We start from the raw sequence: 16,250 nt of genomic DNA, 5'->3' as shown, positions 1-16,250 counted from the left end.
ATTTGAACTTATCTTGACTTTTTTCAATTGGCTGCAAAATGATCTCTTTACCCTTTATTTTACCTTTTTTTTACTCTGTAGCGCTGCTATGAAGTGCTAAAAAGCTAAAATCTGGAACAGGACGGAGCGTATAAAAATAACCCAGTGGGTTATTTTAGCGAACGAGCCAGCTTGCGTAAAAGGTATTTTTCGCTTCAATCAAAAAAGTCAAGATGAGTTCTTTATGAAAAAATCAAGGCTAATCACCTAAATCGAAACGAAAGCTATAAGAATGAAATAATCTTTTAGGATAGGCTTTAGTTTCTTATACGCAATTTTTTTTTGAGCTTTAACTGTGTTTAGCGATATGCCCAGTTTGGTAGCGATCTCTGGATTCGTAAAATTATTAATGCTTAACCTAATAATTTGCGCGCACTTGTTAGGCAATGTTTTTATAGCCTTTTCAACAATACTATAGGTTTCTAAAACCACAACCTCTCTTAAATAAAAAGGCTCTGTTTCCATGTCTTCCATTTTTAAGGATGACAACTTTTCGGTTGATGTAACACGTTTACTCTTAATGTAATCGAGCGATTTATTTTTTACTGAAGTATATAAATAGGATTTAATATTTTCCTCACTACGAAACTCAATGTTATCTTCCCAAATTTTAATGAAAACTACTTGAACAATGTCTTTTGATGCTTCAATATCACTTAAATATTTGTTGGCGAATAAGCATAGCAATGTATATAAAGAGTCAAATGTTTTTTTATACTCTTTTAAGGTAAGTTGATACGGTTCGCTATTAGTGTTCAAAGTTGTTGAATTAAATTCAATAATTTGCTTTTCTATCTCAACTAATACTATTTTTAATAAGTTTCAGTACTTTAGTAGGGCTAATTTAACTATAATTAACAGAATTTTTTTGTTTTACATAGCTAACTTAAAAAAGCAACATAACCAAGTGTATTTTTATAAATGTTATTTATACACTTATTTTTGATTTCAAACAAAAATAGTAAATAAACTCATTTAAAATCGTTAGTATCCGAATAAGTGACTATTTAAGTTTTATCCTTTGGCTCTTTTATGTGGCTTTTTCCACCATACTCCAGCTATTTTTCGGTCTATGTCTATGGATCTCAAAATACCTTCGTCTGAAAAAAATTCTCTATAAAACATTCCAAAAACAAAATTTAAACAGTCTCTAAAGATTCAAGACCGCTTCGTTAAAACGAACATAATATATAGACTAAATTACAACAAATTGATATTCAAATGTCTGTTTGCATGTCTGTTTTAATAATCACTAAGCAACAAATTATTATACTTTACCAAAGTTCAAACTTCAACTTATTGAATGTTAATACTTTTTAAAACCTAACTTTTGATTCGCATTTATTATTAACTGCAATGTACTGCTATTAAAATAATCTCAAAAATTTTCTTGTTAAAGAATAGAAAAGTAAGATAAAAAGCGAGTATGGACTATTTTTTAGTCCAAATTAATGAAAAGTTTAAACGAGTCCTTATTTAAAACTCAAACTTTAGTTGGACGCTCACACTTTTTTGTTCACGTGTTTTTTTTGTTTCGGTGTTTAAATTAGACATGGAAATACCAAGCAACCGCACCGAATTACTCAGTTTTTCTTGGTACAGTAAATCTTTTGCGGTTTCAAGAATTAATGATTTATCACTAATAAAATAGTATAATGTTTTGCTTCGGGTTTGCAAAGTAAAATCACTGTATTTTATCTTCAATGTTACGGTTTTACCAGACACTTTGCTTTTTGCTAGGCGTCGAGAAACTTCATCTGCAATATGTTCTAGCTTTTCAAGCATAAACACTTCGCTCGATAAATTTTCACTAAAGGTGCGTTCGGCAGCTAAACTTTTTCTAATTCGGTTTGGTTTTACCTCACTATTATGAATGCCCCTAACCACATAATAATAGTACCGACCGGATTTCCCAAAATGTTCATCTAAATAATCAATGGATTTTAGTTTTAAATCTTTTCCGGTAAAAATGCCTAATTGATACATTTTTTCAGCAGTTACTTTACCAACGCCATAAAATTTCCTAATATCAAGTGCTTCCAAAAATTCAATAACCTCTTCAGGATTTACTGTTTTTTGTCCGTTAGGCTTGTTAAAATCGCTGGCTACTTTCGCTACAAATTTATTAATAGAAATACCTGCCGATGCTGTTAAACCCACTTCATTAAAAATACGCTCCCTTATTTCTTTTGCAATTAAAGAAGCGCTTGGATTGCCTTTTTTATTGAGGGTAACATCTAAATAAGCTTCATCTAAAGAGAGTGGTTCTACTAAATCGGTATAGTCATGAAAAATTTTTTGGATTTTTTTTGAAATTTCAGCATAACGTTCAAAATGAGGTCTTACAAAAATAAGTTCAGGACATAGTTTTATAGCCAAATTTCCAGCCATAGCACTTTTTACTCCAAACTTTCTAGCTTCGTAACTTGCTGCACTAATGACACCGCGTTTACCACTTCCACCAACAGCAATGGGTTTCCCTTTAAGTTCGGGGTCATCCATTTGTTCGACAGAAGCATAAAACGCATCCATATCAACATGAATAATTTTTCGTATTGGTAAATCGGTCAACATAGTGTAAATTTAGGCATTAAATACCATTTTTTTATTGGTGTTTTTAATGAGTAAATTAATTAAAATTAGTGGAGATAGTTAATGATAGAAATTGAACGTAAGTTTTTAGTAACTTCAAATAGATATAAAAATGAAGCTTTTAAAACCACAAGAATTATACAAGGGTTTTTAAATACACATAAAGATAGAACCGTGAGAATTCGATTAAACGGAAATACTGGATTTATAACCGTAAAGGGAGCATCTACAAATGATGGTTTATCACGTTTTGAGTGGGAAAAAGAACTATTAAAAGAAGAAGCCGAAGCACTTTTAAAACTCTGTGAACCGGGTGTTATTGATAAAATCCGTTATGAAGTAAAATCCGGAGATCATATTTTTGAAGTGGATGAGTTTTATAGTGAAAATGAAGGATTGGTCATTGCTGAAATAGAATTAGCTACTGAGAATGAGGCATTTTTAAAGCCCGATTGGTTAGGTGAAGAAGTTACTGGAAATATTAAATATTACAATTCGCAATTGAGCAAAAGACCATTTAAAACATGGTAACGTAAATAGTTAAAAGAGAGAAGATGCGCCTCTGACAGATAAAAAATAATAAATATAAACAGATGAGAAAAATTATTATACTAGGTTTTTCAATATTGGCAATGGTGTCATGTAGAAAAAAAGAAAAGGAAAATACCATCATAGAAGAAACCACCAAAGACACGGTGATGCCTGAAATTATAGAAAAACCCGTTAAAAAAACGACTAAAGAAATTAAAGAAGCTCTAAATGCTAAAGGGTATCAAACGTTTGATTATGTTGACGAGGTAACAAAAGACACCATTTTAATGCAACAATACTTTATCGCATTTTTAAAAAAAGGTCCCATTCGTTCACAAAATGAAGAAGACGTGGAGATTTTACAAAAAGAACATTTGGCTTATTTAAGCAAAATGTATGAGTTGGGATATGCCGATATTTCTGGGCCTTTTGGAGATAAAGGGGATATTAGAGGTATTACAATCTACAATGTGCCAACCCTTAAAATGGCCGATAGTTTAGCGAATGCAGACCCCATGGTAAAAGCAGGACGTTTGGTTATAGAAATACACCCTTGGTGGGCGGCAAAGGGCTTTTCGCTTAGGTAATGATTAAGATTTTTAAAATTCTTTATTGGATTGTAAATGTTGTAATAATTACAGCGCTTTTGGCTGTGCATTTTGTTTTAAAAGAGCGCAGTTATTTTGATTCTTTAAATTATTACGCACACCCTTTACCATTAATAATATTGGTCGTTTTAATATTATCTATCTTTATTAAAAAAAGAAAATATCATTTTGTTTTAGCAGGTGTTTTATTAATAATTTGGTTAGGAAGAAGTTTTAAAATCCATATTCCAGAGTCTGTAAATGATTCAGATTTAGAAGTGGTATTTTGGAATGCATCCCGAAACAATGGTTTTGGTGAAGCATTTAAAGAGAGTAACAGTATTCCGGATATAATGGTTTTGGTTGAGTCTAAAAAAGTTAATACGGACTCGTTGCAACTAAAATATCCAAAATATTTCTTTTATAAATTAAGAAGGGAAATATGTGTTTTCTCTAAAACTGAAATACAAATTGAAAGTGAAAATGCATCCAATTACAGCTCAACGGTTATAAAATTTAAAACTAAGGGTCTTGATTTTTATGCGGTTGATATTACAGGAAGTTCCGATGTGCCTCGTACTTGGGAGTTGGGTTTTGTTAATCAATTAATTAAAACAACACAGAAAACTGTTATTTTGGGCGATTTTAATGTGCCTTTTGAATCTAAAACTTTAAAAGAAATTAAAGAAAATTTCAACCACGCTTTCAATGAAAAAGGAAATGGTTTTAGAGAAACGTGGTTATGGAACATACCATTGCTTTCTCTCGACCATATTTGGGTTTCTAAAGATTTAAAAATTCTTAAAACTCAAAAAATAAACACATTTAAATCAGACCACAGTATGTTGAAAACCATACTTCGTATAAATTAAATCCAAATTTTAGATAAACATTCTAATCGGATAAAATTGGATACGAATTGGATGTATCCAAAAAAACATATCCATTGATTATTCAAAATGTTGAAGGAACGACTTTGGGTTGTTAAGAAACATCTTGGTAATAGTATAATGGTCAGTTTCTAAGTCCATTTGGTTGTGTGAATCAATATCAGTACGATGAACGCTATTAAGATAATCACCAAAATCCTCTGCTCTAAAGAAAAAGCCAACAGAGCGTTCTACATGCCATCCTAATTCCAAATACGGTAATAGCTTTTTAGCAGCATCAAAACACTTTTTACCATATCCTTTGCCGTCCATATGTGGAAGTTGCAATCGGCAAGCTATGGATTCCAATAGTGTAGATTTACCAGACCCGTTTTCTCCTATGATGAATGTTATTTTATTGGATAAATCAATATGCTTGGTATATTTAATTGCAGGAATATCATAAGGATAAGGGTGCTTCTTTTCGGTATTTATATGTAGTGATGATAAATATGGCATAAGATTATTGTATGGAAAATGCTATTAAATCTTCAAAATTTCCATTATCGGCTTTTTTAAGGGCTTTTATATAAGAGTTACGTGCCTCGCTCTTATTAATAAAGTTCTTCTGACCCCAAGTAAATTTAGGCTTTTTAAAAATATGCTTCATTATGATGTCGGCCATTAAGCGAGAATGCCTACCATTCCCATTAGGAAACAAATGAATGGCTACCAATTCATGCTTAAAACGTATTGCTATTTCCTCATCTGAAAATGTTTTGTTTTCAATCCAAAACTTACAATCGTCCAATAATTGACGGAGCCTTATAGATACTTGATGCCACGGAATACCAATAGTTTTATCACTTTGTCTAAACTGTCCAGCCCATGCCCAAACATCACTTAGCATGCTTTTGTGAACACCGATAATAAAATCTTCCGTTAGGATTTTATCTGCTTTAAACTTTCTGCCAATAAGATAATATTCAATAGCTTTTTGGATATTGAGTTGCTCAAACTCGTCCAATTCCTCACGTGTGGTAACCGTTGGAATGAGCAACCCTTCCATTTCTTCCTCGCTCAAGGCTGTTTGCCCTTTTACAAGTTTCATGTCTTTTAATCCCATAGATAACGAGGCATTTCTTCAATAATTTCCTTGGTTTTGTCATCAATAGCTTTTTGCAGGCGTTCATTGGTGTTTTCTTGGTCTTCCAGTGCCATGGTATTGGATGTCGTCCTAACAATCTCCAAAGCCAATGCTCTGGCTCTATTTTCAATGGTTTTTTCAATAGAACCATCCATAGGAACAAACCCATAGACAAGTTTCATATTTAAAGCTCTCCCTGCTTCCTCTAAACTTCTTAAGGTAATATTTCCTTCTTTCTCTCTTTTTTCATAACCTTCTACGGCTGGTGGTGTCACCCCTAAACGCTCACTGAATTGTCTAAGGGACATCTTGTAAGCTTTACGGATAACATGCAACCAACCCCTGTCGGGAATAGAGATATTTAATAATGGATAATAAGCTTGGAGCTTGTTGTCCAATTGCTCTAACATTAATTTATGTCTTGAATCTTTCATAATAGTGACTTTATGATTTATAAACTTAAAAGTTTATAATAATCTAACAAATATATACATATAAGTTTATAAATAAAAATTAATTATAAACTTATAGATTTATATATGTGTATTAAATATAAATATATGTTTATATAATAATGTAAAAGATGCCTTGGAATGGATGAAATCAGCAACTGGTTATGACGTTTTATTTGGCTATACACAAAAAATATACACAAAGTTTGATTTAGGAAACGACATTATAATTCAACGTATTGATTTGCAAAAAGTTACATATTATTTTGTAATAGAGATACTTCTTTTTGCTTCATTTCCAAATTCATCAACAATGGTAATGACGTGTTTACCTTCTTTAGGAATTATAGCCAACTCATGAATGTCTTTTGTACTTCCAATAAACGTTTCATTTAAATACCAAAATAGGGTTGCATCTGGTTTGGAATGCGCTATCTTTAGAATCAAGTCATTGGGTTTTTCATCAAAATCCTTAGGTAAAAAAATGGTGTTATTTTCCTCTGGATAAATAAATTCCATTGTAACGGCATTATCTCCCAAACAATCGCTTTTAAACTTGGGTAAAGGTTTGTAAAAGGGATTTTTGGTTTTGTAATAATAGGCCATTATAGGAGGTAGTACAAACCACGATTTGTTTTTAATACGACTAAGTTCTTCACAAGAGGAGTTTACTTGATATGTTTCAGAAGTATCTAAATGTGCCAAAATATGAAACGGACAGGGTTTGGTTTTTAATCCACTTAACTGAATAAAACGTTCTTCAAGATCATCACAATTAGGAGACGCTCTATAGCCACTTTTTTTGCAAATTGATACTTTTTGCATTTCATCATAAGGTTTCGAAAACCAGTCACTTTTTGGCAATAAGTCAAACACATCAAATAGAATGGGAGCTGCTGCTTGTACGCCTACCAAACCGGGTCTTCCTTCGCCATCGGCATTTCCTACCCAAACGCCTACAACATAATCTTTAGTGGTACCAATAGCCCACGCATCGCGAAAGCCGAAACTGGTACCTGTTTTCCAAGCAATTTGTTTAGAGCCATCAAAAAATTCCCAACTTTCATCGCCTTCGGGTCTATTCACTTCTTTTAAACTTTCATAAGTTAAATAAATGGAAGCCGCATCAAAAAGTGTTTTGTCTGTTGTTTTCTTTCCGAAATCAATGGTTTCCGAAGCTAAAAAAGTGGGTTCACAAAACTCATTGGTATAATATTCACTAGAGGTTTCAGAAAAATGGTTTAATGTTGATGACAATGCTGCATAACTTTTGCATAAATCCCACAGATTACTTTCGGCACCACCGAGAATAAGTGAGAGTCCATAGTGATTGGCATGGTATTTTAAATCTTTAAGATGAAGTGCTTTTAAGTAATGATGAAAGCGGTCTAACCCAAATTCCTGAAGCATACGAACCGAAGGAACATTCAACGAGCGCGATAAAGCACGACTTGCGGGAACTGCGCCATCATAAGTTTTATCATAATTTTCAGGATTGTAACTCCCAAATTGCGTGGGGACATCGGCAACTAATGTATGCGGTAAAATATCACCAGCATCCAACATGGCGGTATAAAGAAATGGTTTTAAAATGCTTCCGGTACTTCGGGGTTTATCAATAACATCTACATCTTTTTCATGGGCTTTGTCTGTTGGGGAATTGCCAACATACGCCATCACTTTTCTGGTTTTCACATCTAAAACCAATACAGCAGCATTGTAAATTTCATTTTGGCTTAATTGATTGTAATGGGTTTTTATAACATAGTTGACACGTTCTTGTAAACGCATATCGATACTGGTCTGTATCCGTTTTCCCTTATGTAATTGCGATACTTTTTGTAGTAAATGAGGTGCTATTTGTGGTAACGGATATGGTTTTTGAGCTAAACTTTCAGCAATTGACAGGTTATAGGTTAACGAATCTATAATCTTATTTTCTAAAAGTTTTTTGAGCAGCTGATTTCTTTTTTTAATTAACCGTTCTTGATTTTTTCCAGGATAAATAAGACTTGGAGCATTCGGTAAAACGGCGAGTGTAGCGCTTTCTGCCCAAGATAACTCATTGGCATTTCTATTGAAGTAACGCCATGAAGCGGCATCCAACCCTACAACATTGCCACCAAAAGGGGCATTGCTACTGTAATATGCTAAAATATGGCTTTTTGATGCTCTTAATTCCAATCTGGTAGCAAGAATAATTTCGATGGCTTTTTCAAAATAAGTGCGTTTTTGACCTTTTCTTGATAAGCGAATAACTTGCTGTGTAATAGTACTACCACCACGTTTTACGCTGTTGGATTTTAGGTTATCTCGCAACGCTTTAAAAATAGAGACAGGGTTAAAACCAGGATGTTTATAAAAATATTCATCCTCAAATTGAATGATACAGGTTTTGAATTTCTCTGGAAGGTTATCGTTTTGAGGAAACCGCCACTGCCCATCATTAGCAATTTGCGCTCCTAAAAGCTCATTGTTGGCACTGGTAATTACTGTTGCTGTCGGGTCTTTAAAAAGTTGCCTTGGTAAACAGAAATAATATGCCATTAAAAGCGCGCCAATAAGTATTGATTTTATTTTATGACGTTTTAAGAAGGCAAGGAGTTTTTTCATTATGCTATTTGACCAGACCTCACAGGTTTTTAAAACCTGTGAGGTCTATTTCGAATTAAACTCATATTCCCGTTCTACTTTACAAATTCTCACGTTGTACCAACTATACCAATCTTGCCTGCCTTTTAATTGTGCTTGTAAATGGTCCGTTTGTTGTTTCCAGTTTTTTATTGCTTCTAAGCTTTCCCAATAACTTACGGTAATACCTAGTTGGTTTCTTGCGCTATCCATTCCTAAAAAGCCAGATTGCTGTTTGGCGAGCGCTTCCATTTTTTCTGCCATGTCACTGTAGCCTTCAATATTTTCTTTTTGGGTTGAAGTGAAAATTACGGCGTAATAGGGTTTGAAGTTGGTTTTCATGCATTTATTTTTCAACCGTTATCCATTGTCCTTTTGTTCTTACCAAATACTCATTATCATACATCGCTTCAGCTTGAATACCCGGTAAATAATAGGTTCCTAAATAGGAGGCATTCAGCATCACATTAAAAGTTTTTGTGCTGTATTTTCCTTTTTGAGGTAAATCAAAATAGAAATTCACCCTATCATCTTTAATATCTGTATAACGTGCCTGACTTGTGGTGGCATCGCCAAACTCAGTAAAACGTGTGTTTACGATGTCCCATCCTGAAGGGAAAATTTCGGTTAAAGCTACGTTTTGTACGCTTTCATTTTTCATATTACTAATGCTTACAGTTGCTACAAAATCTTGTCCTTGTTGCAATTTTGAGACCTCCATTTTATTGCCCTTTAAATCTTTGTACACTACAGAAATACTTAAACCACGTTGTTCGGCAATTTCTTCTCCTAAAGGTAATTTCCCAGAGTTTAAAATACGGACATAAATCAAATTGTCTTTATTGTTTTTTATGGACAGGCTGTTTGCGCCATCTAATACTTTTAATTCGCGTTGGGCAATAGCACTTTTAGAATTTATAGTTTCGGTTTTTCCGTTCATTGTATAGCTTATATGTAATGCTTTTCCACCATTAGCGGCGACCATTTTTGACATGGCTAGTAAACTATAAGCGGTGGTTTGGGTGCTCATCCAACGGTTGCTCGATAAATCTTTGGCAATATATTGTGCCAATTCCCGCGTTTTGGAGTTTTTTGTCAGCACCATAGTTTCTAAAGCCATCGCACGATTTCTATCTACCGAGCCATAGGTATAATAATTATATTTTGGAGGCAAGAAATTTATATTGGCAGTCTTTGAAATACTGTTACTCGCTTCTTTTTGTCCTGCCAAAGCATAAGCCGCAGCTAAACGCCATTTGGCTTCATTGGAAATTTCGCTAAACTCACGTAAACGGTTCATGGCGGCTAAATCTGCATGTCCAGCAAGTGCCAACGTATATAACCTGTAAGCTTGGGCTAAATCGGAATTATAGGTTCTATAACTTGGTCGCCAATCTCTAGCAGCTTGTTTTTGGTATTTTAACCAATTGTTTTTAAACATTAGTGGCAGCACATAGCCTTTTTTCTCTGCTTCAATCATAAAATGACCGGCATAACTGGTTCCCCAATCGTCAGCAGTGCGTTCTCCAGCCCAATAACTTAATCCACCATTTGATTGCTGGAAATGCCCTAATTGTATGATGCCATTTTTAATATTGCTTTCAATTTGTTGCTTTTTATCATACGTTAAATCGAAAATATCTCCTAAGAATAACTGCGGAAACACACTCGATGTGGTTTGTTCCACACACCCATGAGGGTATTGGATTAGATACTGTAAACGACGCGAAAAATCCATGGGAGGCAGGGTTGAAAACTCAACGGTTGCCGTATTGGTTCCTGTAACCCCAAAGGTTGAAAACTCTAACGTTTTTGATGCATTGGATTCTAATGTTTCATCAATGGGAATAGAGGTTATAGGGTTTGGGTTTATAACATCCAATGCTACTTTGTAAGTTGATTTTTCGCCGTTTCCTGTTGCTATCACTTCAATGGTACTAACGCCTTTTGCTTTACTAACGTCTAATTCAAAATACGTTATTTGCTCATCTGGTCTAGAGAATGACAGTGTTTTGGTTCTTTCTCCAACGATAGAAATACCATTGCTTAATTTGAGACTAATAGTTACATTTTTTACCTTAGGCTCCATAGCAAAAACGGTCACTGGAAGTGTTACTTTTTCTCCCGGACTTAATTTCCTTGGAAGCGTAGCCAATACCATTAAAGGTTTTTTAACCTCTACTGATTTATCTGTGCTTCCATACGCTTTGGTCGTATGGTTTCCTGCAACAACCATGGTGCGTACTGCACCAATATAATTTGGAAGTTTTATTTTATGGGTTTTACTTTCACCGGCTTTTAACGAGAAAGGGCCTAAATAAGTAACCACCGGTTTAAATCGGTTTGCTTTTTTATTTTTTCCTGCGGCTGCACTTCCGTCGCCACCAATAGCAAAAACTTGGTCGATGCTTCCGCTATAGGCACCAATAACATCATCAAAAATATCCCAGGTTTTTACACCCAATGCTTCACGGGTATAAAATTCGTCCCAAGCATTCGGTGTTTTAAAACGTGTTAAATCCAGTAGTCCTTCTTCAACAACCGCAAGGGTGTAAGTCATGGCTTTTCCGTTTTTTTCTGAAACGGATACTTGAAATTCCTGTTCTGGTTGCAGCACATGGGGCATTTTCAGCTGAGGTTCCAATCTAGTGCTAGGGTCTTCAACCATGATTGGAATAACACCATACAAACGAATGGGCAAATCGTTGGTCGTTATGGCATGTGGTTGCAATAGCGAAATATTGATAAATACATTGGGAGCCATTTCAGAAGTTATAGGAATTTCAACAGTGGTTTCACCTTTTTTGGTTTTCGTCCATTTGTAGTTTAAGACCTCTGTGCCATTTTCAACACTCACCAAGGCACGCCCTTCATTGCCCGACTTAAATTTAATTTTTGCAGTTTCACCCACATTATAATGTTCTTTGTCGGCTGAAAACACTAACATTTTAGCTGCTTCTTTATCGCCAGCTGGGACATACCAGTTTTTATAAAAATAGGCCGTTTGCCCTGTGGCGTGACCACTTACAGGGTCTACAACTCTAATGAGATATCTACCACGTTGGTTGTCTGGAATTTTTATATTTAGTTGTGTTTTTCCGTTAGCATCTGTATTGATTTTACTGTTCAGAAATGGTTTATGATAGGAACTAGACACATAGCTAGACAGGTTATCGTAAGACGAATTCCACCACCAGCGCCATTCCACTTTATAAACTTTTACTTCGAGGTTGTTGCGTTTTATGGGTTTTCCGTTGGCATCTACCACAACCACATCAAAAGTTTGGTTTTCATCCGTAAAGAATGAACCATAAGCATTGCCTTTAGGAGCACGTAAGCCAACAAACGACTCGTAAGGTGCATATTGTTTGGTAAAAGCATCCATAGAGAAATCACCACCATTTTCAAAAGCACGCACCAAAAACTGAACGTTCAACATGCCTGGAGCATTTTTACCAATCTCTAATTTTTTATCGATTTTTGCGAGTCCTTCAGCATCCACAGAACCTTCAAAAATAGTGCTTTCTTCCGTGTTAAATTGCCTTGTTGGATCATTAAAAACGTAATCTTTATAATTTTTGAAAGCAGTATGGGAACTACTGAATTTCGCCTTAATTTCTGCTCTTAAGTTTTTTCCGGGAGCGCCATGAAGCCACTTCACATCCAAAGTTCCTTTTAAAGGTTCTTTGCTTGTAAGGATGTCGTTTTCAAAATCCACTTTAATTTTTAGGCGGTTGGGTTTAACGGTTTCAATTTTTAAATCTTTGTAAAAGGATGCGCCACCAACAGAAACTTTGGCATTGTAATTTCCTGTTTTATCTTCAGAAGAGGTTACTACCGTAAATTTATAAAAGTTATTTAGGTTGTTTGACGTGACGTTTTTATAAACCAACTTTCCGTTGGGATCGGTAATTTCCATTTTAACAGGATGGCCTTTTGGTAAGGGATTTGTATAATCATTCAGCATAAACGTTAAGTGAAGTGTGTCTCCAGGTCGCCAAACCCCACGTTCGCCATAAATGTAGCCTTTAAGCCCACGTTGAAGTTTATTGCCGAATACATCAAATTTACTCAGCGATAACGAATTACCATCGGCAAGTTTTATATACGTTGTATTTTTTCCTTTTGAAACAATAGCAAAGGCCGCATTTTTGTTTAAATCTATAAGGGTTAATCCGTCGTTGTCTGTTAACGCACTTGCTATTTCTTGTTGTTGGAAGTTATAGAGTTTTACAGTTGCATTTGCTTCTGGGTCGGTAGTTAAAATATTAGTAACAGCAAAATAGTATGAGTTATTACTGCCTTGTTTAGCAATAACGCCCAGATTTGATGCCAATAGGTTTTGGGAAACAATTTTTGAGTCGTTATAATACGCATCATGGCAGGGGTTGTTTTCTTCACGCCAATTATAGTTGTAGTTTTTGTAGCGGTATGTTAGGTTGTCCCAATAGGCTTCTTCGCGTAATTCTTCTTCTTCGGGTGTACTTTCTGTTTGGGTTCCTTCGTAGTATTCATCTTCGTAATATGCTTCATATTCATCATCTTCTGTGTTTGATGTTGTCGTATTTGCATCGCAATTATATAATGAGTAGCTTTTATTGTAGCTCAGTTCCACCCGATAAATAGCACCAGCATCTGAACTAAAAAATTTAGATAAATCGATACTATACGCTTTCCACTTTCCAGTATTTCCAGCAGCGGTTTGAAGTTGTATGGTTTGTTTTGCAATGCGACGGCCTACCTGTCTAATCGCATAAGAATCTCTGCCGTTTAACTCGCTGTCTTGCAGAAACTGAAGCACATTATTTTGAAAAATTTTAATGATTCTTACGTCTACAGCTTTTAAGTTTACCGCTTCAAAATTGAATTTTAATTCTTGTGAGTTTGGTAGAATGGTGCCATTGCTAATTAAGCGTACTTGCGGTTTTAGTTCTTCAAAAGCAATGATTTCAGAAAATGGTTTTTTAAGTTTGTAACCATCGGTGTTCGAAATGCCTTGGAATACATCCACTTGAATATTCCCTATCAATTTAGATTCTGGGTATACTTTCAATACATTCCCATCCACTACATACTTCGGGTTTTTTACCGTTTGAAGGGTTATCAATCCATCAAAGTTTTGTTGCTTTTTTAAAGGGTCGGAAAAATTAATGGACAGATGTTGCTCTGGGGCTTGGATGACATCCACATTAATAATGGTAAAGTTGTTTATTCCGGGAATAAATACTTTGTTTTCACCTTCATTATCTGCTTTAATAGCCTTTCCATGCCACTTTACAAGGACTTCGCTGTCGTTTATTTTACGGTTGATGCTATCAATTTTAAACTCGAACACTTTCGCATATTCATGAGCTTCATTGAATACAATGGATAGTTTTTTATCTTCTTGAAATGCTTCAACTATTTTTTTTGCATCTTTAATTGAAATGACATCTGCCGAACGCAATCCTGCTTCCAAATACTGCCAATTTTTGCTGTAAGATTGTAAATTATTGGTAACAATATTAAAATTTGGTGTGATGGTTTTAAACTGAAATGTGTAGCTGCTAAAATCTTTGGGGATGTTTTTATAAATATCATTTAGTTTAACGGTGACACTATATTCTGTCGATGGTTCTAAATATTCATCGGGTGTAAAAAGTAGTGTGTGTTTGTTGGTAGTCGTTAATTTTCCCTGTACATGCGGAGAAATGGTTATGATATCAGAAGTAACTTCCTTGCCCATTTCCCAACCTTCTACATCTTTTGCCAAATTAATTTGAATGGGGTCAGCCACCGAAACCAAACCAGAAGAGGTATAGCTTATATATTCTCGAAACTTAAATAAGTTATCGGTTTCAATTTCTTTTTTTTTACATGATGTTGCTAAGGCTATAATAGCAACTAAAACCCAGAGTTTTTTTGGAGACATAGATTGATGATTTACTGAATTGAACTTAAATTAAAAGAAATTGTAGGCAGCTTCTTGTTAAACAAATTACGTTCAAGTATTTTATTTTAGGCTTTTCTCTTTTGTTAAATTATTCATAAAAGATGCTTTTGATAAAAATATTGATTGTTGACCGATAAAACTTTTACAATTCACTGCAAGTACAGTGATAATGGTTTTAGAGAGATTACAGATTTGTGGCCTAACTTTTTGTTCATAATAAATTACTTAGCGATTATTAAAACATACATTTGAATATGAATTGGCTGTCATTTAGCCTATTTTCTATATTCTTTTTTCTTTTAGCAAAGCCTTGAATCTTATCGGACACTAATGAAAAATATTTAGACAGTCTCTTAATCTTTATACATCCCGACATAAAGTTCACCTTTGTCATTCATAGTTGCTCTAAACATCCCAGGCGTATTAAATTCCATAACCATGTGTCCATTTTTATCAATCGCAATAATACCACCTTCACCAGCACCATCTCCAATTTTTGGTAACTTTTTTTGAATCACTTCATTCGCAGCTTCTGCAAGTGGCATGCCTTTATATGCCATTAAAGCCGAAATATCATATGCAACCATACCGCGAATAAAATATTCACCCCAACCTGTGCTTGAAACTCCGCAAGTGCTATTATTTGCATAAGTACCCGCACCAATAATAGGCGAATCACCTATACGTCCCCAACGTTTGTTCGTCATACCACCTGTTGAAGTTCCAGCTGCTAAGTTGCCATTTTTGTCTAATGCCACACAACCAACAGTTCCAAATTTCGAGTCTTTAATTTCAGAATCATAAAACAATGAAACTTTATTTTTTTCAGCGTTTTTTGCATGTTCTAAAGATTTCATTTGGGGTTCTGTATAAAAGTAACTCGGTTCTACAATTTCTAGGCCCTGTTCTTCAGCAAATATTTCGGCACCACTTCCGGAAAGCATCACATGTGGCGATTTTTCCATAACAGCACGGGCTAAACTAATAGGGTTTTTTATTGTTTTTGTACCTGCCGAAGCACCTGCATTTAAAGTTTTTCCGTCCATAATAGAAGCGTCATGTTCATTCGTGCCTTCGTGGGTGAAAACAGCACCTTTACCTGCATTAAATAAGGGAGAATCCTCTAGAACATTAATGGTCTTTTCTACCGCATCCAAACTAGTGCCACCATTTTTTAAAATGTTATAACCAACTTTAATAGCTTCTTCAAGCTTAGCTCGGTATTCCTTTTCTTTTTCTGATGAAATATTTTCTTTTTTTATATAGCCTGCACCACCATGAATAACAATTGAGAATTGAGCCGTTTTGTTTTCAGTAGTTAATTTTAAATCTTTAATACGTTCCTCTTTAATTTCGGAATCAATCAATTTGTCTTGTTTTTTACAACTAAAAAGCAGAAGTGAGCTAAAAAAAATTAGAACATATTTTCTCATAAGATTTCATATTAATATACTGAACTTATCCTGACCT

12 protein-coding genes are annotated in these 16,250 nt (G+C 34.6%); 3 read left to right on the top strand and 9 right to left on the bottom strand.

Going from position 1 to position 16,250, the window contains the following annotated elements:
* Window positions 1–246 precede the first annotated feature (246 nt).
* Window positions 247–798, bottom strand: coding sequence for an RNA polymerase sigma-70 factor (locus ACGLWY_RS08835; protein WP_396619317.1), 552 nt, complete (start codon window positions 796–798; stop codon window positions 247–249).
* Between the two features lie 717 nt (window positions 799–1,515).
* The gene (gene dinB, locus ACGLWY_RS08830; protein WP_396619316.1) at window positions 1,516–2,613 is read right to left on the bottom strand and encodes a DNA polymerase IV; all 1,098 of its coding nucleotides are present in this window, start codon (window positions 2,611–2,613) and stop codon (window positions 1,516–1,518) included.
* An 81-nt stretch (window positions 2,614–2,694) separates the two neighbouring features.
* Between dinB and ACGLWY_RS08825 the strand changes: the two genes are divergently transcribed.
* From ACGLWY_RS08825 to ACGLWY_RS08815, 3 genes are all read left to right on the top strand, one after another.
* Window positions 2,695–3,162, top strand: a complete 468-nt coding sequence (locus ACGLWY_RS08825) for a CYTH domain-containing protein (protein WP_396619315.1) — start codon at window positions 2,695–2,697, stop codon at window positions 3,160–3,162.
* Between the two features lie 62 nt (window positions 3,163–3,224).
* Window positions 3,225–3,749, top strand: coding sequence for a YciI family protein (locus ACGLWY_RS08820; protein WP_396619314.1), 525 nt, complete (start codon window positions 3,225–3,227; stop codon window positions 3,747–3,749).
* Window positions 3,749–4,621 (top strand): endonuclease/exonuclease/phosphatase family protein, encoded by an 873-nt coding sequence (locus tag ACGLWY_RS08815; RefSeq protein ID WP_396619313.1) that lies wholly within the window; start codon window positions 3,749–3,751, stop codon window positions 4,619–4,621. The genes ACGLWY_RS08820 and ACGLWY_RS08815 overlap by 1 nt, the downstream gene beginning before the upstream one ends.
* Before the next feature lie 78 nt (window positions 4,622–4,699).
* On the opposite strand, the gene ACGLWY_RS08810 is transcribed toward ACGLWY_RS08815, so the two are convergent.
* From ACGLWY_RS08810 to ACGLWY_RS08780, 7 genes are all read right to left on the bottom strand, one after another.
* The gene (locus tag ACGLWY_RS08810) at window positions 4,700–5,137 is read right to left on the bottom strand and encodes an AAA family ATPase (protein WP_396619312.1); all 438 of its coding nucleotides are present in this window, start codon (window positions 5,135–5,137) and stop codon (window positions 4,700–4,702) included.
* Window positions 5,138–5,141: 4 nt separating this feature from the next.
* Window positions 5,142–5,729: a mobile mystery protein B gene (locus ACGLWY_RS08805; RefSeq protein WP_396619311.1), complete on the bottom strand. Its 588-nt coding sequence runs from the start codon at window positions 5,727–5,729 to the stop codon at window positions 5,142–5,144.
* 5 nt (window positions 5,730–5,734) lie between these two features.
* Window positions 5,735–6,175: a mobile mystery protein A gene (locus ACGLWY_RS08800; protein ID WP_396619693.1), complete on the bottom strand. Its 441-nt coding sequence runs from the start codon at window positions 6,173–6,175 to the stop codon at window positions 5,735–5,737.
* Between the two features lie 303 nt (window positions 6,176–6,478).
* Window positions 6,479–8,830 carry a penicillin-binding protein 1C gene (gene pbpC, locus ACGLWY_RS08795; protein WP_396619310.1) on the bottom strand — a complete coding sequence of 784 codons (2,352 nt, stop codon included), beginning with the start codon at window positions 8,828–8,830 and terminating at the stop codon, window positions 6,479–6,481.
* Between the two features lie 45 nt (window positions 8,831–8,875).
* A complete protein-coding gene (locus tag ACGLWY_RS08790; RefSeq protein WP_396619309.1) occupies window positions 8,876–9,190 on the bottom strand; it encodes an antibiotic biosynthesis monooxygenase family protein in 315 nt (104 codons plus the stop codon).
* 4 nt (window positions 9,191–9,194) lie between these two features.
* The gene (locus ACGLWY_RS08785; protein ID WP_396619308.1) at window positions 9,195–14,759 is read right to left on the bottom strand and encodes an alpha-2-macroglobulin family protein; all 5,565 of its coding nucleotides are present in this window, start codon (window positions 14,757–14,759) and stop codon (window positions 9,195–9,197) included.
* 374 nt (window positions 14,760–15,133) lie between these two features.
* On the bottom strand, window positions 15,134–16,213 hold the full coding sequence (locus ACGLWY_RS08780) for an isoaspartyl peptidase/L-asparaginase family protein (protein ID WP_396619307.1): 1,080 nt from the start codon (window positions 16,211–16,213) through the stop codon (window positions 15,134–15,136).
* Window positions 16,214–16,250 lie beyond the last annotated feature (37 nt).

The sequence above is a fragment of the Mariniflexile sp. HMF6888 genome (assembly GCF_044335535.1).
GTDB lineage: Bacteria > Bacteroidota > Bacteroidia > Flavobacteriales > Flavobacteriaceae > Mariniflexile.
This window is presented reverse-complemented; position numbering and strand designations above follow the sequence as displayed.

What these genes read in the sequence shown, in the direction of transcription:
- ACGLWY_RS08815 (WP_396619313.1), top strand. Translation starts at nt 3,749, where the DNA reads ATGATTAAGATTTTTAAAATTCTTTATTGGATTGTAAATGTTGTAATA.
- ACGLWY_RS08820 (WP_396619314.1), top strand. Translation starts at nt 3,225, where the DNA reads ATGAGAAAAATTATTATACTAGGTTTTTCAATATTGGCAATGGTGTCA.
- ACGLWY_RS08810 (WP_396619312.1), bottom strand. Translation starts at nt 5,137, where the DNA reads ATGCCATATTTATCATCACTACATATAAATACCGAAAAGAAGCACCCT.
- ACGLWY_RS08790 (WP_396619309.1), bottom strand. Translation starts at nt 9,190, where the DNA reads ATGAAAACCAACTTCAAACCCTATTACGCCGTAATTTTCACTTCAACC.
- ACGLWY_RS08780 (WP_396619307.1), bottom strand. Translation starts at nt 16,213, where the DNA reads ATGAGAAAATATGTTCTAATTTTTTTTAGCTCACTTCTGCTTTTTAGT.
- ACGLWY_RS08800 (WP_396619693.1), bottom strand. Translation starts at nt 6,175, where the DNA reads ATGTTAGAGCAATTGGACAACAAGCTCCAAGCTTATTATCCATTATTA.
- ACGLWY_RS08785 (WP_396619308.1), bottom strand. Translation starts at nt 14,759, where the DNA reads ATGTCTCCAAAAAAACTCTGGGTTTTAGTTGCTATTATAGCCTTAGCA.
- ACGLWY_RS08825 (WP_396619315.1), top strand. Translation starts at nt 2,695, where the DNA reads ATGATAGAAATTGAACGTAAGTTTTTAGTAACTTCAAATAGATATAAA.
- ACGLWY_RS08805 (WP_396619311.1), bottom strand. Translation starts at nt 5,729, where the DNA reads ATGAAACTTGTAAAAGGGCAAACAGCCTTGAGCGAGGAAGAAATGGAA.
- pbpC (WP_396619310.1), bottom strand. Translation starts at nt 8,830, where the DNA reads ATGAAAAAACTCCTTGCCTTCTTAAAACGTCATAAAATAAAATCAATA.
- dinB (WP_396619316.1), bottom strand. Translation starts at nt 2,613, where the DNA reads ATGTTGACCGATTTACCAATACGAAAAATTATTCATGTTGATATGGAT.